The organism is Brunnivagina elsteri CCALA 953, assembly GCF_002289455.1.
Taxonomy (GTDB): Bacteria; Cyanobacteriota; Cyanobacteriia; order Cyanobacteriales; family Nostocaceae; genus Brunnivagina; species Brunnivagina elsteri.
In genome coordinates this window covers 1-19,969 of the sequence record NZ_NTFS01000076.1, presented here as the reverse complement: position 1 = coordinate 19,969, position 19,969 = coordinate 1, and the positions used below count along the sequence as shown (strand labels likewise).

The window sequence follows — 19,969 nt, the reverse complement described above, 5'->3', positions numbered from 1 at the left end:
CTTTTGCAATTCCATCCAATCCCGAAGAATCATTAAATAACCAAAAAAAATATCAAAAAGTTGGTTATATTTCTGCGGAAACTGTTACTAAATACCCAGAGATAATCAAAGATGGAGTAGAAATTACGGTATTAACAAAAGAACTTGAACCTGGTTTAAACCGGAGACAAGTTAGAGCAGCTTTTCGGCAAGTTACAGAATATGCAGATATAGCCAGAGAAAGTATTCCCGACACCCAAAAAGAAGCAATTGCGGCAGCAATGTGGCAAATCTCCACAGCAAGTAAAGACAATCCTAGCTATGGTTTCAAGAAAACATCAGCAGCTTTTGCCATATTTGGAGAAGAACTAATTGGAAGATTGGATAAACTGCAATTTACCGAATTTGCAGTCGTGGGAACCCACAAATCTAGTAACGAACATTTGGGAAGAAAATGGGTAGGAGAAAAAGTCGCGTGTCATATAGAACAAGCTCCCGATCCAGCAAATCCAAACCAGAATAAACGCTGGTTAGTCGCAGAAGATAAAAAATTAGGTGTATTTCGCAGCGAATCAGCACAACTACCAATTGACACTTATTTTACAGCAGAGATAAATTCTCCACCCAGTGCATCGGTAATAATTACCAGCACTCAAGGAAATCAATTAAAAGTAGGAAATCTCAAAAAATACACTTTTGCAGAACGGGAATGGAAGGGAGAAGAAGGTGTAATTACAATTAAAATTTTTGAGAACATAAAAGGAATGAATCCTACTGCACTAATTGATAATCATCCCTTGGGTACTATCGACAAAGAATCATTTAACTTATTATCCAAAAAATTAAAAGCAAGGGGTATTAAAGTAGATGGATTTAAGTTTCAAGGAACATTAGAATCAGCACCAGCAACAATTGTCAATATTAAAGTTGACCCAGAAACAATTCAATATCCTCATATTTGGACTAGGGAGGAAGTTTTAGTAAGAGAAAAGAAAATGAGTTTATTGGATAAATTAAAACCAATTTTAAAAGAGCAATATCAACGGGGAAATAATGAAGGACTAATTCATGATGATTATGCTTCTTTAGGAATAGTTCCAATTAGAAATGAATATTTTGAACCATTTTTACAAGAAAAAGGACAAAATATAGAAGTCTTTAAGAAACTGTCTGATGAAATAGAGAAAAAATTTGGGGTTGAAAGCGCGTTAGCGAAGCTCACCGCAGGTATCGCAGTTGCTCAAAAAGGAAGTATTCAGGAGCTTTACTTCTGCGTTAATGTACCAACAGAACCATCACAGCAGAAAACAGCAGCTAGAATCAATGACACTCTCAATTTTCCTTTGGAATATGACCAATTAGAAAATGGACGCAGAACTAAATTTATTGCAATCGAACTTTCGGATTTGCAAGAAATAATCGATCGAATTGAAGGTAAGTCAAAACAACCAGTAAAGCAGGAAACAGAAATTCAAACCAAAAAAAACACCGCAGATATAACCAAAACTGAACCAGTCAAGCGTGAAGAATGGGAAAAACAGATGTTGAAGCTGGCATTTGTGAGTTTGAAAAATAATCCTGCTAATGTTGGTGAAGAAATACAAACAGCTACATTCGAGGATGGAAAGTATCGGGTAATTTATCACACACCTTCAGAGATGGTGAGGATTACAGATGAGGTTAATAATCGCGGGACGCTGTATAAAGTACAGAGAGATAAACCCATACAAATATGTGTATTTACGGAAGACGAGAAGAAAAATTTTGAGCAAAAGCAACATAAATTGGTTAAGCAGATTAAACCGAACCACCCACAAGGTTTGGAGCCAGACTAATATTATCTTTACCCCAGTTCATCCTGGGTTGTTTCCGCTTCTGCAATTAACTTATCCAAGCTATCTGGAAATGTCCCCCTTGTCACCATGTTGGAAAATACTTGGTAGCAATCGTTTTTCGCTTCCTCTTTGCGGAGAAATCCTAACCACAAAATCATGATCGCTTTTAATTCTGGGGTATCAAATGCTCGAAAAAATAATTGATATCTTTCCGGTAAAGCCATTTTCTTTACACGTCCGTAACGTTTTAATGCTCCCGTCAAAGCAAAGTGACTAGCGAGAGGATCGGAAGGAATTTGGGTTTCGATGGCAATAGTAATTGCAGCGAATAACTTTACCGTTGCATGGGTTTTAAACTCGCTTTCCGATAACTTATCACGCAGTTCGGAAACATGGTCCAATAGTTCTTGATATTGCGTCCCAAATAGTTGCGGGTGAAAATAAATCTCCCAATCATTACTGACAAACTTAGCCATCTGACAACGACTCGTCCTCTAATTCCACACCCTCAATTAATTTATGTGCAGCCTCGGACATGTCGGTTGTGTAAGGTTGTAGGGTATTATTTTTCAATCCTTCCGTCGTGGCGAAATCGAGAAACAGGCGCATCATCAAGGAATCGTCTTCATCTTCGTCATTAACCGATTCGGGAATAATTTTGACTATTGCAGTATCGGGCGACAATACTTCTATCCAACCAGAAGCATTAGCAAACTGAGGATATTCGCGGTAAAACTCTGCTGGTAAGCGAAATCCAGCAGAGTTACCAATTTTGGTGCTGCGAATATTGTAGGAGTTACTCATTATGTATATACGTGATGTACTTACATGATAGCGAAATTTTGAGGGAATACGATTTTTTTGTTGTTAAACGAATCAGCTATATATAAATTGCTACGCTATAGTATCTTTTAAGTCTTTCTTTTTCACCTGGTACAGTAGTGCTTGACTGGAAGCCATATCTACAATCAGTTTGTCAGAAATATGCCCAATGGTGGGATAGTTACACCCTCACCGATGTTGTAGGTAAAAACCATGACAAAAAGGTGGTAAAGTCGCTGTTGTTCGATTTGCAAGCGATCGCACTTCAGTCAGAAACACCTCAATCAGAAAGGAAACTATTACCAGAAGCAAGGGAAGAAAGGGAAATATTAAACGTTCTGGAAGGATTGCGGAAATATGCACCAGAACATGTGCTTTTAATTGGTCGTCCAGGTTCGGGAAAATCCACAGCTTTGGTGCGATCGCTTTTAGAAGAATCTCAATCATACCTTACCTCTCGTTCCCTGGCTCTGCCGGGGAATCCCGATTCAGAGGCTCCGCCTCCAGATTACCACGAGGCGGAGTCTCGCAATGTGGGTTCCCAGCCGGAGGCTAGGAAGCAGTTAGTAGGAAGTACCAAAATCCCTGTGTTGGTGGAATTGCGATATTACGAAACTTCGATTTTCGATTTAATTACAGCCTTTCTCCACCGTCATGACCCCAGTTTACCCATAGACAGCGATCGCGTAAAAGAACTATTGCGACAGGGTAATTTTTTCTTGCTCATCGATGGTGTAAACGAATTACCATCACCAGAAGCGCGATCGCATTTACAAAAATTCCGGCAAGATTACCAGCAAACCACCCCGATGGTATTCACGACGCGGGATTTAGGGGTAGGTGGAGATTTGGGAATTGCCAAAAAGCTGGAAATGCAACCCCTAACAGAAACCCAGATGGGGGAATTTGTGCGCGGGTATCTCGGTGAAACCGGAGAAGCGATGTTGCAACAGTTGGGGGGAAGGTTGAGGGAATTTGGGGAAACCCCATTGCTGTTGATGATGTTGTGTTCGGTATTTGCTAGCAATGGGAATCAAATCCCAACTAATTTGGGTTCGGTATTTCGTCTATTTACAGAAATGTACGATCGCCAAATCAAGCAAGATATTCCCGTTACCGATGAATCACGACGTTGGTGGAAACGGTTATTACAGCATTTAGCCTGGACAATGATGCATGGAAACACCCCAAACCCCCAATCTACAGACGCGATGTATCGTGTCTCCTTACCATCCACCCCACCAACCGAATTCCTGGTTGCCATATCGCGATCGCAAACAGAGGAAATATTCACCGCATATCTGGAAGGGAAGGTAAATTGTGCCGCAGATTGTGCGATTAAATGGTTGGATGATTTGCTCAAACATCATTTAATCCAAATTGGGGCAGAAAACAAAATCGAATTTCGCCATCAATTAATTCAAGAATATTACGCCGCAGAAAGATTTTTGCAGGAAGTAGGAAACCTGAGTGATGATGATTTGCAATGGGATTATTTGAATTATTTGAAATGGACAGAACCTACAGCGTTGATGTTGGGTTTGGTGGATGATGAGGGGTTGGCTTTGCGGGTTGTCAGGTTGGCTTTGCAGGTTGATTGGCAATTGGGAGCTAGGTTTGCGGGGGAAGTTAGATTTGAGTGGCAGGAGAAGACTGTTGGTTTAGTTGAGGCATTGAATTTACATGTTTTGTTAAGAATTAGGCTTTTGGAGAGAACAAAGTCAGAAGTTACAATTCTCGAATTCAACAAACTTCTCGAACATGAAGATTCATCCGTACGTTCTACTGCTGCATCTGCACTGGGAGAAATCAAATCATCAGCGGCAGTTCCCAGTTTAATTAAACTTCTCGAATATGAAGATTCATCTGTACGTTCTACTGCTGCATATGCACTGGGAGAAATCAAATCATCAGCGGCAATTCCCGGTTTATTTAAACTTCTCAAAGATAAAGATTTATATGTACGTAGGAGTGCCCTATCTGCACTGGGAGAAATCAAATCATCAGCAGCAATTCCTGATTTAATTAAACTTCTCGAACATGAAGATTCATATGTACGTAAGCGTGCCGCATCTGCACTGGGAGAAATCAAATCATCAGAGGCAATTCCCGATTTAATTAAACTTCTCGAAGATAAAGATTCATCTGTACGTTGGAGTGCCGCATCTGCACTAGGAGAAATCAAATCATCAGAGGCAATTTCCGGTTTAATTAAACTTCTCGAAGATGAAGATATATTTGTACGTAGGAGTGCCGCATCTGCACTGGAACAAATCAAATCATCACCAACAATTCCCGATTTAATTAAAGTTCTCGAAGGTGAAGATTCATCTGTACGTTTTACTGCTGCATCTACACTGGGACAAATCAAATCATCACCAACAATTTTCGATTTAATTAAAGTTCTCAAAGGTGAAGATTTATATATGCGTTCGATTGCCATATTTTTACTGAGAGAAATCAAATCAGAGGCAGCAGTTCCCAGTTTAATTAAACTTCTCGGAGATGCAGATTCATCTGTACGCGAAAGTGCCGTAGATGCCTTGGAAAAAATCAAATCAGAGGCAGCAGTTCCCAGTTTAATTAAACTTCTCGAAGATGCAGATTCATCTGTACGCAAAAGTGCCATAGATGCCTTGGGAAAAATCAAATCAGAGGCAGCAGTTCCCAGTTTAATTAAACTTCTCGAAGATGCAGATTCATCTGTACGCGAAAGTGCCGTAGATGCCTTGGGAAAAATCAAATCAGAGGCAGCAGTTCCCAGTTTAATTAAACTTCTCGAAGATAAAGATTTATATGTACGTTGGAGAGCCGCATCTGCCCTGGGAGAAATTAAATCTGAAGTAACAATGATTAATTTAGTTAAAGTTCTAAATAATCAAAATTTCCTCCAACAAAATAACGGTGGAAATTCATTAAACCCCCTAAACGCACTCGAAGAAATCCAACAACACCTCAAATACTACAAACCCAAACGCGATCGCACCATGTCCAACATCCTCTCCCATAACTATGCCCTACTCATTGGTGTCGGAGAATGCGAAGAACCAAAACTATCCCTACCCACCACAGTCAAAGACATCGAAGCAGTCAAAACTCTCCTCACTAACGAAAAACTATGCGGCTATATTGACAACAACCAACATCTACGCTTGCTCTCCAACGCGATCGCAACCAGCGCAAATATCTTAGATGGCTTAAACTGGCTCAAACAACAAACCGAAAACGACCCCGAAGCAACTATATTTATCTATTATTCCGGTCATGGTTGCTTGGATGCATCGGGAGATTACTACCTCATCCCCCACGAAACTGATAGAGCAGATATTACCGATACAGCATTACCCGCAACCCAATTCAACGCAGCATTACAACAAATCCCCGCAAAGCAATTACTCGTAATTATCGATAGCTGTCACGCTCAAGGAATGGCATCATCAAAGGAAGGAGACACAAAAAACCGTCCCCCATTACCCAAAGGTTTTACCCAGACAGCCTTACCCAAAAACATTATTCAACAAGGTACGGGAAAAGTCGTTTTCACCTCCTCCACGGGAAACCAATCATCGTGGATACGTCCAGATGGCAAAATGAGCGTCTACACTTACCATCTCCTGGAAGCATTGCAAGGTGCTGCAAACCAACCGGGGGATAAAGTTGTGCGGGTTTCCCATTTAATGAACTACCTCAGCAAAACCGTTCCCGAAAGCGCACAGGATTTATGTAAAGCCGAACAAACCCCATTTTTCGACTTTGCTACCGAAGATTTTGCAGTTGCTTTATTGTGTGGTGGTAAAGGATTAGCAACAGCAGGATGGGATAAACAGGAAGCAGAAGAAACAATTCGCGGGATTGTGAATAACTTAGCGGTTAATAATAGTGATGTGGGTACTATAATCACCGTGACTGGTGATAATACTACGTTTGGTAATATTTCTTCAAATAAAAGTAAGGAATGAAATTTAAATAATTTACATATATTGTGGAATGGGCATCCTGCCCGTTCTTGATTTAGTATGCAGGCAGGATGCCTGCTCCACAAGAACAATTGCTTTCTTATTTCATTCACAATCCTAAGTGACTCAGCGTTCGCTCATTTTTGACCCGAAAATTTGATTAACCCTTATAGGGCTTACAATCTAGGCTCTACAAGCAATTCCAGCATTTTGAGTTCAAACAAGGTTTTAGCCATTTTTATGGTTTATACCCCTCTACGTCTTAAATAGATGCTTCTAGGAGCTTAATAAAAAGGTAATATTTATTACCTTGTATTCCCTGCTTACTTAAAAAACGCCCTTTTCCCTTTGAATTAAGGCTTTAATTCAATTTGGAGTTTAAAAATAAGCGAACGCACAGAAGTGATGCTGCTTTGGTTCTACAGAAATTATGCGATACTCGTTCCGAGTCGCTACACGAACGCGCTATTTCCTCGGCTCCATTTAGAGATGCGATATGCCTTTGGCATTAAGCTCCGCTTATCGCGCTACTCCAGGATTGTAATTATTTTCCCATCTACCGATTTATGTTCCTTTCAATATTTGTAAACCAAAGTAGTGTAAATATTCTACATACGGGATAATTTGAAAGCCTACGGTACAAGCATTTACTAGTTTTATTCAATTTTCCAGTGGCTAGAAACCCGTTCGACCAATTTTCCAAACAATTTTTTGAAGAATTTCTCTCCCCCTTGGGTGAGGTTAGAATTAACTACGAAATCCCAGGAGAAGCAAAGTTTGTTGATATTTGGTTTACTCCTTCTACTTCCCCAGAAGCAATTACCGAAGATTTAGGAATGCTGGGAAGAATTGCCCAAACACCCTGTTTGCTCGAACCATACCGCAAACAACCGACAAACCAGGAAATTCGCAGTTGTCTTTACAAGTTGTACCATCTAGAATCGGAAATCCAGCGTCAAATCAAACGAGACGAAGACAAAATATCCGAAGAAGAACTTCCCCAACTGTGGATTATCGCAACTTCCTGCTCACAGCGATTATTGCAGGGTTTAAACGCAACCGAAGATGAAACTTGGGAAAAGGGTGTGTATGCTTTAGGTAGTATATTTTTAACCCGAATTATTGCGATCGACCAGTTACCCATAACTCCCAATACACTATGGCTGCGGTTATTGGGAAAGGGATTGACGCAAAAACAAGCAGTTGACGAAGTAATCGCTTTGTCCAAACAAGATACCAGACGTAGCAAAATTTTAAAGCTACTTTACAGTTGGAAGATTAGCATAGAAGTAGGCAGAGAAATCGATTTAGAAGAAAGGGAGGACATGATGCAGTTGTCACAAGCTTACTTAGAATGGGAACAGGAAACTAAAGGTCAAGGTATCGAGCAAGGTATCGAACAGGAACGACGACAATTATTGGAAAACTTATTTTTGGTTCGTTTTGGTGGGGTTGATTCTCAATTAGTAGCAATTATTCCATCGATCGCCTGTTTATCGAGTCAGGAGTATGCAACTTTATTGTTAGAATTACCAAATTTATCGCGTGAGGATTTATTAGCGCGATTTGGATCGCAAAGTTAGCACCTAACTATCGTATGTAAGCAATAGCGCTCAGTGACTCGAATTGCGATCGCATTTACTTTTCGGGAGGATTCCATGTGACAGTGTGGGAATTGTGGGCGATCGCATGGGTTGGGATTAATATCGGCACTGCGAAATATATCAAGTTTGGTAATTTGCCTTCTGGTAGTTAATCTTGGGTGTTTTCTCAAATTCTTCCTTTAATTGCAGTAATTTTCCTTTACTCTCCGTATCTAATAAATTCCAAGATTCAATCTTTACTTGCTGGGAATAAGTTTCTGTAAAAACAATAATTTCCGACCAAGTTTTTCCAGTTTTTAATGCCGATAATAATTCCTCTTTCAGCGAAATTTCACTTTCTAAAACGTCATCTTGTGGTATTATTTTCGCATTTACTTTTACCATCTCAAAATCGCTAATATTATCGACCTGGTGTGATACCAATTCCTCAGATTCCGGTTGATAATTCTCGACATTATTTAAGTCCGAATGCACCCTAATTTCTGTAGAATATTGTTCCTCAACCCCAACATCTTCTGAGACTTCCGAATCATTTATATCCAAATTATCCCCAATTGGATTTTCGACTTCTTCCCCGACACCAACACTATCTTCCACAAAAGCCAACTTCCCATCACGAAAAGCTTGCCACAATTCCACTGCTTCCCGAATTATGGTTTGGGGAATGGTTCCATTTTCATCCATTTCTTGTTGAATGATTTTACCCGTTTGCCTGTCTTCTTCCATGATGTCGGGAATGCGACACACGGGTTTCCCATCCCTTGCTGTTTTCCAAATACTGAGTTTATCCGACTTCGGTGTTTGGGGTTTACAGACGGAGGCAATTAAATCACGAACTATTTCTTGGGTAATTCTACCGCAATCAAGCAACTTCTCAATTACCTGGCGATATTTATTTTGATGCTTTGCCAGCACCAAAATGGTATTTGGTTCCACATCCTTGAGTTCGTCGGGAGAAAATCGCTCGAAGGTATCGGCAACTTTCAGATAAATTCGGCTTTCCCCATGACTCCAACCAATAGCAGCAAGCATTTCCCTAAAACGCTTTTTAGGAAGAATCTGTTTTTGCGATCGCAACCAAAAAGCGTGCTGAAGAATGGAAACAGTCGCATCAGCAAGATTTATAGTGAGCGCTGGGATTTGGTGTAAAATTGTTGTGGTAGTCATAAAAGCTGCGACCCGTATAATTCTTTTTTCAGAGAAAAATCAATCAATACGTCTAGTAATAAAAACTCTTGTTTCCTCTATAGGGCAAGGTTTTTCGCTACTTGAACTATACATAAAGCGGACGCACAATCTTGGCGGAGAGGCGTTCGCTTTTAGTATTATATACCAAAAATACAGATACCTAGCTACTTTTAAATATTATAAACATTATTTATTCGCATCTTGCTATGAAAGATAGGTTAGATCGAAGTTTAAAGTTAGCTAGCAGGTAATAAATGGCTTTTTTGAGGGCACAATGTAAAGTAGGAAGAGAATAAGAGGCTTTTACCCATGATTCGCTGGCGACTGAGAATGCTGATGGCAGAAAAAAAAATTAGTAATAAAGAACTAGCAGAACTGGCAGAACTTCATCCAACTTCCATTTCCAAGCTCAAAAATGTTGATGAAATCGAACAAATAAGTGGTCGGGTAATTAATTCTCTGTGTAACGGATTGACGAAAGCTTACAACAGTAGGGGTGACAGTCGAATTATTACCCCAACAGATTTGTTTGAATATACCTATGATGGCGATCGCGATATTTCAGCAATGAATGGGACTGGTTTGCTCACTGGCTCTTAATTTTTTCGGTACAGGTGCTAATCAATTATGTTCAATACCGACGGGAACCATCGTAGTTGCTGGATAGTTTTGTTGCTCCCTTTGGCTTCCTGCAAGATAACCTTGCTGTGCTGCTTACCTTTATCTGTTGGTAAGTACAGAGGTTGTCCGCTCTTTTTGGCATCGCTGTTGGGATTTTTTACTTGCATTCCCTTAGCAATCAAAATTTCATTCATCACCCTTGGGCTACATAGATTACTGCCATTGTGGTTCAAGGATTTACCGATACGCTCTACATATAACTTGGCAAGGTTTGTGACAGTGATTAGCTCATCCTTTATGGGAATTGGTAGAAGTTGTTTAACCGTTTCCATTTGAGGTTTAAGTTGGGGGTAAGCTTTGCCAATTTCGTTGGCAATTACATTTGAGGGTCAAATTCTTCTAATTCTGGAGATGTTTCATTTATTGGAGATTGAAGTTGATTTGAATCTATTTGGTAGCTAAAACTTGGACTTTCTAATTCTCCAATTGCGTGGTAAAAAATATTAGCAATACGCGCTGTATCAATATTTAAAACCACACAGGTAAACTTGAGATGATTTGCGATCGCTTTTACAGAATTAAATAGTACCAACTCCAAACATTCGTGAGTGCGATCGCCTTCGTTATACAATGCCAGAGGCATATAGAAAGTCGTTAACGCTGCCATAATCATCGCTGTTTTATTCTGGGATGGGTGTAATGTTTGGTTTTGTAAGTAGGCAAGCATCTTTCCTATATCAGAATTTAGAGATGTTTGATACCGCCATTTAAAATCTTTGATTCCATTTTTTGTTTTCTCATCTTTATCCAACTTCTGCCTCCTGTCTACTGCCTTCTGCATTTTTTAACCCTGCTTTCACTTTGATTCCGTGGTAAACAGATAATGCCCATACATCAGCAAGACGATTCCCCAACCATTGCTCGTTTAATATTTTGGATATTTCAACTCCTCCATGCCAAACTACTGGTGTTACGGGAAATATTGCGTCTAAATCGTCTCGTAAATAATCAGCAGTACCACCACAAATAATTACTTCATCTAATTCATTTTTTGTTGGTAACACTTCCTTCAGCCAGTTTGCGAGGGAATTTATATATTCATCTCTAGCAGAATTTACAGCAAATATAATTTGTTCAATTTGCCGATTGAAATTCATTTTCGAGTTACAAAGATGGTAAAAATGTTGGGCTTTTGGTTCGCTACCCGCAGCAATAATCGCTTCTAATAGTTCTTCTGATTCGTATCCGGATGTTCTTTCCATAACCAAATCAACCATTCTGACCATGCCCAAATTTGCAGTTTTACCTCGATTCAAAATCCCCCGTCGAGATACGATCGCAGAAGCATTGCGGTATCCCAACATCACCAAGGCAATAACTTTACGTCGAATCGCTTCCCCCGTATTTTTACAGTACATTGCATAAATACCACCTCCTTCGGGAAAGCATTCATAACCAATCAAATGAACTCGCATAATTCCCATCGGTGTATCAAATTCATCCAGTGCATCCTTGAGCATTGGTTTTAAAAATGCGGAGTCTTCAAATTCTCCAGGTGGTAATAACAGTGCCAGGGAAACCGAGAAAGAATCTAGCAACTTGAATTTTTCTGCGATCGTCCATACAACTGCTAGAGTTTTGTAAACAGCAAGTTCGTATTTTCGCGGTTTTAATCCCAATGTGGCACGGTAAACTGTTCGTGCCAGATAACCAACTGCTCGGTAATCTTCGCCAATTCCTACCCATGCTGCATTCTCAGGATAGGTATTTCCCAAGTTATGAGCTTTATCGCGGAGGAAAATCGGATTGGCTTCAATGACAGCAGGTTCCATCCAAAGTACCGTCGGTTTTCCACCACGAATTTGTACGATTCCCTTTGTACCGCTTCCACCAAAGTCGAGTGTGAGAATAACTTCGGGATAAGCTTCTCTGTTTAATTTAGCCATAAAGAAATTTTTTCCTGTTAGCTTTTGTTTCAAGTTAGCAGCTAGGATTGGTTGCGAGAATATACCGATAGTAATTTTTTTCTGCTATTACTATAGACATAAAATTAAGAACAGGAATTTAGTAGGAAAATACCTGGAAATTCTCGTTATTTTCCATATTTATTTTCCTGTATTTTTCCTGGTTTTACTGTCTTAATTCACGGGCTATAATGACACCTGACTTTCACTATCAGGGGAGCCAGCAGTGGTGACATCCGTATGTTCTTGATAATCAGATAGCTATGTAGATGGCATTTGTCAAAATTCATAAATATCCGAGTTAGGAAACAGCAATGATTGGGAAAATTAAAAAAGGGAAAAGTTTTACTGGACTTACAAAATACATTCTCGAAAAGGAGCAAGCAGAACTTATTTGTACTAATTTGGCTGGAGATACAGCAGAAGATTTTTACAGTCAACTTGCAGCAACCTATCAACTTAATTACAGAGTTAAATCTCCTGTTTCTCATATCAGCATTAGTTTTCCTCCAACCGAAAAACCGAATAAGGAACAACTACAAGAAATTGTCGGAGAAACACTTGTGGGAATGGGATTTGAGAAAAACTTGTATTTTGCCGCATCCCACAATGACCAAAATCATTTCCACCTCCATATTGCCGCAAGTCGCATCAATATTGATGGTGAATGTGTATCGGATTGGTACGATAAAAAACGCTTGGAGAAGGTTTTAAGAAGTTTAGAATCCCAATTTGACCTAACTTCTGTACCCTGTTCTTGGGAAGTTGACAGAACAGCACCAACAACAGGACAAAAACGACGGATGAAAAGAGAACGGCAAGAATTGGAAGGAGGAATACGAACAAAACCTGTGGAAAAAAGTGCCGTAGAGAAAATCCAAGATGCGATGGAAAATGCAATTGAGCCAGGAATTACTATGAGTGAATTTATCGATAAATTAAATTCGACAGGTATCAAAACATCATTAAAGGTAAGCGAAGAAGGCATAATTCAAGGTATCTCCTATTCTTTAGGTGAGGTATGGGTTCGTGGTGGGAAATTGGGCAGAAATAGCAAAAGCTCTACTCTTAATGCCTTAAAGGAACAAGGTATTGATTGCAACTTAAAGCGGGATATTTTTGTATTATTGGAAAATGTTAGATATGGCGATCGCAATGAAATTGACATTTCCCTGAATACTTTGACTCAAAAAATCATCAATCATCCTCAAAACTCATCTTTTAACAGTGCGATCGCAAGTGTTCCCATGTCGGAATTAAAGCCTTCTGCCCAATCTCGAAACAATCGACAAATTGAAATAGATTAGTTTTTGCTTTTCATATCTGTGATGGTGCCGTAATTTCGGTCAAACCATACCGCAGCAGTTCCCGTATTTCCATGTCGTGCTTTGGCAACGATTAATTCCAGCACTCCACGGTTAAAGCTATTGGAATTGTAATATTCATCGCGGTAAGCAAGAATGATGTTGTCGGCAACCATTTCTAACACTCCCGATTGACTTAAGTCACTCATCATCGGACGTTTATTTGGTCTGGCTTCTACCGACCTAGAAATTTGGGAAAGTGCTAATATTGGAACATTTAAATCACCTGCCAGCTTGTACAATTCCCTAGCCACGTTCCCCAATTCGTAGCTGCGATTTCCATCTGCATCAACTGCCATCATTTGCAAGTAATCAACTACCACCAAGCCAATTTTTCCCATACATGATTGAATTTGGCGGCACTCGGAAGCAATTCCTAAAACATCAATTCCCCTGTAATCGTTGATATATAGGGGTAAATCAGAAACAACTTCACTCAGGGAAGCAATACACTTCAACTCCCATTCTTCCAAAGGTTTTTCTGTAGAGCGATGTCTGCGGATGCGATCGCATGTCATCGGGAAAAAGCTAAATTCCCTGTACGCACTGCTGGCACTAATAAAACTCCACAAGCGATATTCCAATTGCTTTTTGGTCATCTCCAAAGAAAAAATAATCACTGGTAGTTTGTGCAGTAATATCATCTGAAGGGCTAGAAAAGAAGCAATAAAGGACTTCCCCATCGATGGTCTACCTGCCAAAATTGTCATCGTACCACCCTCAAATCCCACCAAGAGTTGATCGAGTTCTTTGAGTCCAGTCATGTAAATTGGGTTACTTGCCTGTAGTTCCTGGTATGCAGCCGCAGCAATGGTGCTGTTGTGTTCCGTTTTGGAATCCAATATCTGGTTTGTAACTTGGAATAACTTGCGTTCGCAGTCGTTGACAACTACCTGTAGTTCAGTTTGGGTTTCGTAACCCAGTTGAGCGATTTCCCTACCTGCTGAAATTATTTTTCTGCGAGTGTGTTTGTCCATTACCAATTTGGCTAGGGAATCGATATTGATTGCCGAAACTGTCCCCTCCACTAGAGAAACTAACTTGTTTCGACCACCGATAGAGGTTAGTAAATTCCTGTCTCTCAACCAATTTGTCACCGACATTAAGTCTGTGGGTTTACCAGACAGGTAGAGTTGCAATGCCGAACGATAAATTTCTCTGTGAGAAAGTACGTAAAATGCTTCCGCATCCAAGATATCCCTGACTCGTGGAATTGCCTCTGAATCCAGCATGATTCCACCTAAAATTGACTCTTCTGCTTCTATATTCTGAGGTGGTAATTTATCATTCATGAATCTCCCCCTTCCTTCCACTTGCGAATGGCTTGCTGCTGTCTTTGCTCCAGTTCCTGTTGAATTGTTTCTGCGATCGCATACTCTTGCTCATGAAAATTTCCCTGCGTTTCCACAAATATTTTGTAGTAGACTTCCCAACGATTTTTTCCGGCTTTGGTTTTGTGAGCTAGCCATGCTTCAATGTCGTTCACCTTCTGCGTCAAATTTTTAGCTATCTCTTGGCAGTAAGTCAAAAAAATCTCTCGTTCCCCTTCTGGGAGAGTTTGAATGAAGTCTGTATAGTTTGAATAGTTTGAAGGAAGATTCAAACCCTTCTCTGGAGACGATTCCAAGCTCTGAGAATCGCTTAAATAAGCGGAAGTTCCGCTTATATAGTCCCCATCATCGCTTAAATAAGCGGAACTACCGGTTAAATAGTTCCCATCACCGCTTAAATAAGCGGAAGCTTTGTCAGTATTCGGTTTGGGCTTCTGTTCCGACTTCAATTCTGGCTTTTGCTTCAATCTGTCCGCTTCTATTTTTGCCCTTGCCGATGTCAAATTGTGCCCCTGGACGGATAAGGTGCGATAGTCGTAAAGCTTCAGGTAGCGTAGCTTTCTCAAATCCTTATCAATCGTGTCGGGTGAAATACCGATCGCAACCGCAATATCTACAATTGGTGGTAAATTATGGTACTTTATTTCGCCATTGACCGTGTAATCCGCAAACGGGTCAATGGTCATTAAATACAGCCAGAGACGACATTGACTACCCGTTAATTTGTTGGCGATCGCAATTGCGGCATCATGTTTGGAAATCATGAAATAGCCTTCCATTTTTAATTCCTCCAACTTTTTTGGACGGCGGATAATGCGCTTCTTGTTTGCCATGATTTCAACTCTTTAAAGCTCCTATTGACTTCAAAGATAATGGGTTTGCACTCATATTTTGCATACCTAAAATGTATCCCTAAAATGTATCCCAGTAAATGAATTAGAGTGTTCCAACAAATAAATGATCCAAAATCCGTCATTGCGAATGGAGCGAAGCGGAATGAAGCATAAGTCCGAAGCGGACACGCTCCGCGAACGCAAGAACTTGGAGATTACGGGATTGCTTCGTCGTTCCTCCTCGCAATGACAATTGGGCATTTTTTTACTTGGAATACTCTTATTACTACAATTTTATCTGATGTAGGCTCAAATTTCTAGCTGAATTTTTCAACTATTTAGAAGAATCTACAATGCTTTGGTCTAGATACTTTTGACCTAGTTTAGTCAAGGTATTTCCTCTACCTGAATTGTTTAGATATTTCCAAAAATCTACCGCTATTGAGAGTGGAATCATATCTGCCACAAGATGGTTGGGAAGTATTACTTTGATTGGAGAAACTCCACGTCTTTCCAAAAAACGCTCGACAATATTAGCAGTTTTACAAACTGAAATAGCCATTTGGCGTGTGGTTATTGCTGTCTGCCCGTTCACCAACTTATAAGCAATCAGCTTAAAGATTTTATACTTCATCTTAATTCGCTCGGTAGTATATGGCAAATCGGAATTTTGCTGAGACTTTTTAGGGTGAGATTGATTCTCTTCAGTCATGTTTTAAAATGCGTGTCAAATATCCACCATTCTTTCCAATAGTGGAATAACACACTCTCCATAATGTTGTGGAAGACGTGAATATTTTTTGCGTTTTTTGTGTTATATATCTAATTTTTATTAGACATTTACCACTCTGATTATTCAACTGCCATGAGATGCAAATTCTAATGGTAACTATTTAGTGGTAGGTATCCGTCGATAAAACACACCCATTACTAACTGCAAACACTATATTTGTTGCATTTATTTAATACTCGTATGATATCTCACAAAAACCATCAAGGCAAAATAATTCAGCCAAAAGTCGTAAAATAAATCTACTTATCAAAATGTAGTTTTAATTGTACTTCTACCTCTATAGTCAGGTTTTATACCAATTACTTCAGACATAGATATATTTATTTCTGTTACACCTCAATAAATCTACAAACAAAGAAAAATAATAGACATTATTGCTGTGGTTATTATGACAATTACTGCAACCAGTATATGCGTCGGAGGAAAAATGTATTTTTAGCGATCGCTCGAACTGTACGGAAAGTAGATGAATGTTGCATTTTTAATGATGTTAATTTGGACAAACTCACTTAAGTAATAATACTGTCGCCTTATTACAGTTACAAAAGCTACACATTGGGTTATAAAATTGGTGTTTTAAATTGAATAAGGCGGATAGTTGCTGTATTTTTTTTATAATTCAAAATTAAGTTGTTAGTTCTTTTTGGGTGCAAGTGCTGTTAAAAGCTTGATATTAGACGTACATTTGTGGCGTATCACTTTTGATAGTGGTTGCTAAATTGCAAAACTTTCAGACTAGAGAAAAGTTGAGCGATCGCAATATGACAGCCAAGCAAAAACACCATACAGTTAGATTTGAAATGCTACTGACCAAAGAAAAAAACGAGCATTGGCAAGCGTTAGCCGATTCTTTGAATATCAGCAAGGCAGAGCTAGTCCGACGCAAAATGGCAGGATGTCGCATCAAAACTATCCCTCAAGTAAATTGGAAGTGCTACTGGCAATTATTGAAAATTAGCGATGACATCAACCAAATTGCCAAAACTCATAGTATTGCGATCGCGCAAGGTTTGACACCACCACAATTTGACCTGATTCTCTTTGAGGAATTAATCGCGGAGATTTCGAGACTGCGCTTGTGTTTACTTTTAGGAAGTAGCGGTGAGCCAGAATAAATAATATATCCCCACAACCAAAAACCTAGCTTTTAATGGTTGGGTTTTTCGGGTATATTCGCGATATTTTTTATAAAAGTTATATTTTTTATAAGCTGTGCGATCGCGATATATAACTGGCAATAATTTTTACTCGCCAAGATTTTCGTGTATTATGCGATCGCAGGGATTTTTTCTATACTAAAGCTTTGATTGGAAACGAATTGGAGAAAAACAATGGCGCAACGATGGGCATTCCTAGTGGGTATAAATCGCTATACTGACCCAAACTTTGGAACTCTCAAATTTTGCGTTAATGATGTGTTAGCGATCGCAAATATTCTCCAGCAGGTTGGCTATGAGGTTGTTTGCTTGCATGATGAGTTGGAGCGGGACAGCCATTTATTTCCGACTCGCGACAATGTGGAAGCGCAATTGAAGCAGCTTTGCCATCAGGTACAGTCAGATGATTTACTTTGGGTGCATTTTGCCTGTCACGGTACCAGGGTAGAAAGGGAGGTTAATAAAAAGGAACCTGTTTTAATTACACGGGATACTCGGCAGGATTTATTGGAGACGAGAGCTATATCTTTGGCTGAGGTGGAAAAATTCATGCGAGATAGCCAAGCACGTCAATTAGTTTTGACTTTAGATGCTTGTCATAGTGGGGTGGAACTTGGCAGGGATTTAACCGATCCGGAGTTTATTCGCAATGTTTACGAGTTGGCAGAGGGTTTTGCACTGATAGCTGCAAGTACCGCACAGCAAAAAGCTTTTGAATGGCAAGAAAAACAACATGGGGTTTTTACTTACTATTTATTGCAGGGATTAAGTGGTAAAGGTGATTTTTCAGGTAAAAATTTTGTAACTGTGGATAACCTCAAGCTCTACGTATTGGGTGAATTACGCCGTTGGAATATTCAAAATAGTTTGACCCAAGAACCAACTGCTCGTACTGAGGGTTTAGGGGATATAATTTTAGCTGATTATCGTTGTTACCCCAAACCAGCAGAAATTAAGATGGAAGCTAGTGTATCGTCTGTAACCTCTGGTAATCAACCCAAGTCGCGGGATGATTCTACTCGATCTGGTTTAAGTAAAACTGCTGCACTTCAAAAGCAAATGCTGGAAGAGCAGTTGGTAAGTCTCAGCGAGGAATATGCAGTGGTTAACAAGCAAATGAACAGCGAGCGCGATGCTCGTTCTCGTCTTTTGCTCAAAAAACAAGCTGATGAATTATTGGAGCACATGAAACAGGTTGAAGCCGAGTTAGAAAAACTAAATTGACTGTAAACATACATGGTAGGAATATCTAGAACAACTAAACTTCAAAAGCAAATGCTAGAGGAAAAGTTGGCAAGTCTCAGCGAGCAATGTACAGTAGTTAACGAGCAAATGAATAGCGAACGCGATGCTCGTTCTCATCTTTTGCTCAAAAAACAGGGTGATGAATTATTGGAGCAAATGAAACAGGTTGAAATGGAGCTAAATCAGCTAGAAGCTTCAGAGAATAATCCTAATCAAAAGTATATAGATATTAAAAAAAATCTTCCAGAAATAGATTTTGATAAAGCTAGGAAATTAATTAACAAAGAATTAGAAAAAAAAGAGATTGAATCCTTATTCTTTTTAGAGAATAGTCACTCAATGGCAGGCGAATTATGTATTTCTATCATCAGAAATTTACTAGAGAAGAATCATGGTAATCCTAGACATTTTCCAATTGGAATAAATATTATGAGTCGCCAAGACCATTTTGGAATATTGGAACCTCTGGCTAAACAATTACAAGTTCACACTGTATTTCAAGACAATACAGATATACAAGAGTCAACTAATGAAATCATTAATAAAATTTGTCAATCTATTTGCACAGGTAGTGTTATTTTTTTTGAAATAAATAATTGGAATAATCTAACTAATCAATGCGAAATCATTCGTTGGTTTTTAGATGATTTTTGGCAACCATTAGTTTCTAAATGCAAAAATAAAAAGGATACACCTGGTATCAAAATTATCTGTGTCATTGATGCAGAGTACCCTATTGAGTCTGAATATAAACAAGTATTTAAAAACTATTCAAAACTCATCGAATTGCCTCTGACAACCTGGAATGAAAAACATATTAACGAATGGTTGGTCAGATATTCTTCATGCTTTATTAATTATCAATCTAATCTGACTGGAAGCAAAATTAATGAAATAGGAAAACAAATTTTTCTAAAAACGAATAAAGGTATTCCTAGAATGGTGAGTCAAGAATTAGAAGATTTACCAAAAAGGCTTGTTAATTGTCAATTGTAAATAGGGTGAAATATGAGTAAAAAAATACAGTATAGATTTACAAATAATCCTGATATTCAACCACAAAATCCCCATCCAGATGCACCCAAGGAACCAGAACCTTATATTGCATCTGAAGAGTTAATTAAAGCAGTAAATTTGGCGATTTATCTGCGACGACCTTTGTTAATTGAAGGGGAAGCTGGATGTGGAAAAACTCGGTTAGCGAGTGCAGTTGCTTACGAACTTGGACTTCCGTTTTATCGTTGGGATATTCGTTCAACTACTAAAGCAAAAGAGGG

The 19,969-nt window shown here is 39.2% G+C and carries 17 protein-coding genes and 1 pseudogene; 9 read left to right on the top strand and 9 right to left on the bottom strand.

Annotated features, from left to right (window positions below):
* Positions 1-1,814 (top strand): annotated as a pseudogene (locus CK510_RS32650) (hypothetical protein); the annotation flags it as partial.
* Positions 1,815-1,822: 8 nt separating this feature from the next.
* Here CK510_RS32650 and CK510_RS09475 read toward each other — a convergent pair.
* On the bottom strand, positions 1,823-2,290 hold the full coding sequence (locus CK510_RS09475) for a type II toxin-antitoxin system YhaV family toxin (RefSeq protein WP_095721469.1): 468 nt from the start codon (positions 2,288-2,290) through the stop codon (positions 1,823-1,825).
* Positions 2,283-2,618: a hypothetical protein gene (locus CK510_RS09470; RefSeq protein WP_095721468.1), complete on the bottom strand. Its 336-nt coding sequence runs from the start codon at positions 2,616-2,618 to the stop codon at positions 2,283-2,285. Before CK510_RS09470 ends, CK510_RS09475 begins: the two co-directional genes overlap by 8 nt.
* A gap of 137 nt (positions 2,619-2,755) precedes the next feature.
* Here CK510_RS09470 and CK510_RS09465 point away from each other — a divergent pair, with 137 nt between their 5' ends.
* Entirely contained in the window at positions 2,756-6,595 is a 3,840-nt protein-coding gene (locus CK510_RS09465) for a HEAT repeat domain-containing protein (RefSeq protein WP_245911991.1), read from the top strand.
* A 668-nt stretch (positions 6,596-7,263) separates the two neighbouring features.
* The gene (locus tag CK510_RS09455) at positions 7,264-8,175 is read left to right on the top strand and encodes a hypothetical protein (protein WP_095721467.1); all 912 of its coding nucleotides are present in this window, start codon (positions 7,264-7,266) and stop codon (positions 8,173-8,175) included.
* Positions 8,176-8,316: 141 nt separating this feature from the next.
* Here CK510_RS09455 and CK510_RS09450 read toward each other — a convergent pair whose 3' ends face one another.
* Positions 8,317-9,363 (bottom strand): Alr2735 family protein, encoded by a 1,047-nt coding sequence (locus tag CK510_RS09450; RefSeq protein WP_095721466.1) that lies wholly within the window; start codon positions 9,361-9,363, stop codon positions 8,317-8,319.
* Positions 9,364-9,693: 330 nt separating this feature from the next.
* Between CK510_RS09450 and CK510_RS09445 the strand changes: the two genes are divergently transcribed.
* A complete protein-coding gene (locus tag CK510_RS09445; protein WP_095721465.1) occupies positions 9,694-9,984 on the top strand; it encodes a helix-turn-helix domain-containing protein in 291 nt (96 codons plus the stop codon).
* 17 nt (positions 9,985-10,001) lie between these two features.
* On the opposite strand, the gene CK510_RS09440 is transcribed toward CK510_RS09445, so the two are convergent.
* From CK510_RS09440 to CK510_RS09430, 3 genes are read right to left on the bottom strand one after another with little or no spacing between them, the layout of a single operon-like run.
* Entirely contained in the window at positions 10,002-10,337 is a 336-nt protein-coding gene (locus CK510_RS09440) for a hypothetical protein (protein WP_095721464.1), read from the bottom strand.
* Positions 10,338-10,381: 44 nt separating this feature from the next.
* On the bottom strand, positions 10,382-10,846 hold the full coding sequence (locus CK510_RS09435) for a hypothetical protein (protein ID WP_143289255.1): 465 nt from the start codon (positions 10,844-10,846) through the stop codon (positions 10,382-10,384).
* Entirely contained in the window at positions 10,809-11,951 is a 1,143-nt protein-coding gene (locus tag CK510_RS09430; RefSeq protein ID WP_095721462.1) for a ParM/StbA family protein, read from the bottom strand. Before CK510_RS09430 ends, CK510_RS09435 begins: the two co-directional genes overlap by 38 nt.
* Positions 11,952-12,283: 332 nt before the next feature.
* Here CK510_RS09430 and CK510_RS09425 point away from each other — a divergent pair, with 332 nt between their 5' ends.
* Positions 12,284-13,276 (top strand): relaxase/mobilization nuclease domain-containing protein, encoded by a 993-nt coding sequence (locus CK510_RS09425; RefSeq protein ID WP_095721461.1) that lies wholly within the window; start codon positions 12,284-12,286, stop codon positions 13,274-13,276.
* Here CK510_RS09425 and dnaB read toward each other — a convergent pair.
* The 3 genes from dnaB to CK510_RS09410 form a co-directional block, all read right to left on the bottom strand.
* Positions 13,273-14,625, bottom strand: a complete 1,353-nt coding sequence (dnaB, locus tag CK510_RS09420) for a replicative DNA helicase (protein ID WP_095721460.1) — start codon at positions 14,623-14,625, stop codon at positions 13,273-13,275. The genes CK510_RS09425 and dnaB overlap by 4 nt on opposite strands.
* Positions 14,622-15,497, bottom strand: a complete 876-nt coding sequence (locus tag CK510_RS09415) for a hypothetical protein (protein WP_095721459.1) — start codon at positions 15,495-15,497, stop codon at positions 14,622-14,624. The genes dnaB and CK510_RS09415 overlap by 4 nt, the downstream gene beginning before the upstream one ends.
* A 334-nt stretch (positions 15,498-15,831) precedes the next feature.
* Entirely contained in the window at positions 15,832-16,209 is a 378-nt protein-coding gene (locus tag CK510_RS09410; protein ID WP_095721458.1) for a hypothetical protein, read from the bottom strand.
* A gap of 788 nt (positions 16,210-16,997) precedes the next feature.
* On the opposite strand from CK510_RS09410, the gene CK510_RS09405 reads away from it, so the two are divergent.
* From CK510_RS09405 to CK510_RS09390, 4 genes are all read left to right on the top strand, one after another.
* Complete coding sequence (locus tag CK510_RS09405; protein ID WP_245911988.1) at positions 16,998-17,405, top strand: hypothetical protein; 408 nt, start codon at positions 16,998-17,000, stop codon at positions 17,403-17,405.
* Positions 17,406-17,621: 216 nt separating this feature from the next.
* On the top strand, positions 17,622-18,671 hold the full coding sequence (locus tag CK510_RS09400) for a caspase family protein (RefSeq protein WP_095721457.1): 1,050 nt from the start codon (positions 17,622-17,624) through the stop codon (positions 18,669-18,671).
* Positions 18,672-18,683: 12 nt separating this feature from the next.
* A complete protein-coding gene (locus CK510_RS09395; protein ID WP_095721456.1) occupies positions 18,684-19,688 on the top strand; it encodes a hypothetical protein in 1,005 nt (334 codons plus the stop codon).
* A 12-nt stretch (positions 19,689-19,700) separates the two neighbouring features.
* The coding region (locus CK510_RS09390; RefSeq protein WP_143289254.1) for an AAA family ATPase at positions 19,701-19,969 on the top strand (269 nt) is incomplete at its 3' end.

What these genes read in the sequence shown, in the direction of transcription:
- CK510_RS09475 (WP_095721469.1), bottom strand. Translation starts at nt 2,290, where the DNA reads ATGGCTAAGTTTGTCAGTAATGATTGGGAGATTTATTTTCACCCGCAA.
- CK510_RS09470 (WP_095721468.1), bottom strand. Translation starts at nt 2,618, where the DNA reads ATGAGTAACTCCTACAATATTCGCAGCACCAAAATTGGTAACTCTGCT.
- CK510_RS09450 (WP_095721466.1), bottom strand. Translation starts at nt 9,363, where the DNA reads ATGACTACCACAACAATTTTACACCAAATCCCAGCGCTCACTATAAAT.
- CK510_RS09445 (WP_095721465.1), top strand. Translation starts at nt 9,694, where the DNA reads ATGATTCGCTGGCGACTGAGAATGCTGATGGCAGAAAAAAAAATTAGT.
- CK510_RS09440 (WP_095721464.1), bottom strand. Translation starts at nt 10,337, where the DNA reads ATGGAAACGGTTAAACAACTTCTACCAATTCCCATAAAGGATGAGCTA.
- CK510_RS09435 (WP_143289255.1), bottom strand. Translation starts at nt 10,846, where the DNA reads ATGCAGAAGGCAGTAGACAGGAGGCAGAAGTTGGATAAAGATGAGAAA.
- CK510_RS09430 (WP_095721462.1), bottom strand. Translation starts at nt 11,951, where the DNA reads ATGGCTAAATTAAACAGAGAAGCTTATCCCGAAGTTATTCTCACACTC.
- CK510_RS09425 (WP_095721461.1), top strand. Translation starts at nt 12,284, where the DNA reads ATGATTGGGAAAATTAAAAAAGGGAAAAGTTTTACTGGACTTACAAAA.
- dnaB (WP_095721460.1), bottom strand. Translation starts at nt 14,625, where the DNA reads ATGAATGATAAATTACCACCTCAGAATATAGAAGCAGAAGAGTCAATT.
- CK510_RS09415 (WP_095721459.1), bottom strand. Translation starts at nt 15,497, where the DNA reads ATGGCAAACAAGAAGCGCATTATCCGCCGTCCAAAAAAGTTGGAGGAA.
- CK510_RS09410 (WP_095721458.1), bottom strand. Translation starts at nt 16,209, where the DNA reads ATGACTGAAGAGAATCAATCTCACCCTAAAAAGTCTCAGCAAAATTCC.
- CK510_RS09400 (WP_095721457.1), top strand. Translation starts at nt 17,622, where the DNA reads ATGGCGCAACGATGGGCATTCCTAGTGGGTATAAATCGCTATACTGAC.
- CK510_RS09395 (WP_095721456.1), top strand. Translation starts at nt 18,684, where the DNA reads ATGGTAGGAATATCTAGAACAACTAAACTTCAAAAGCAAATGCTAGAG.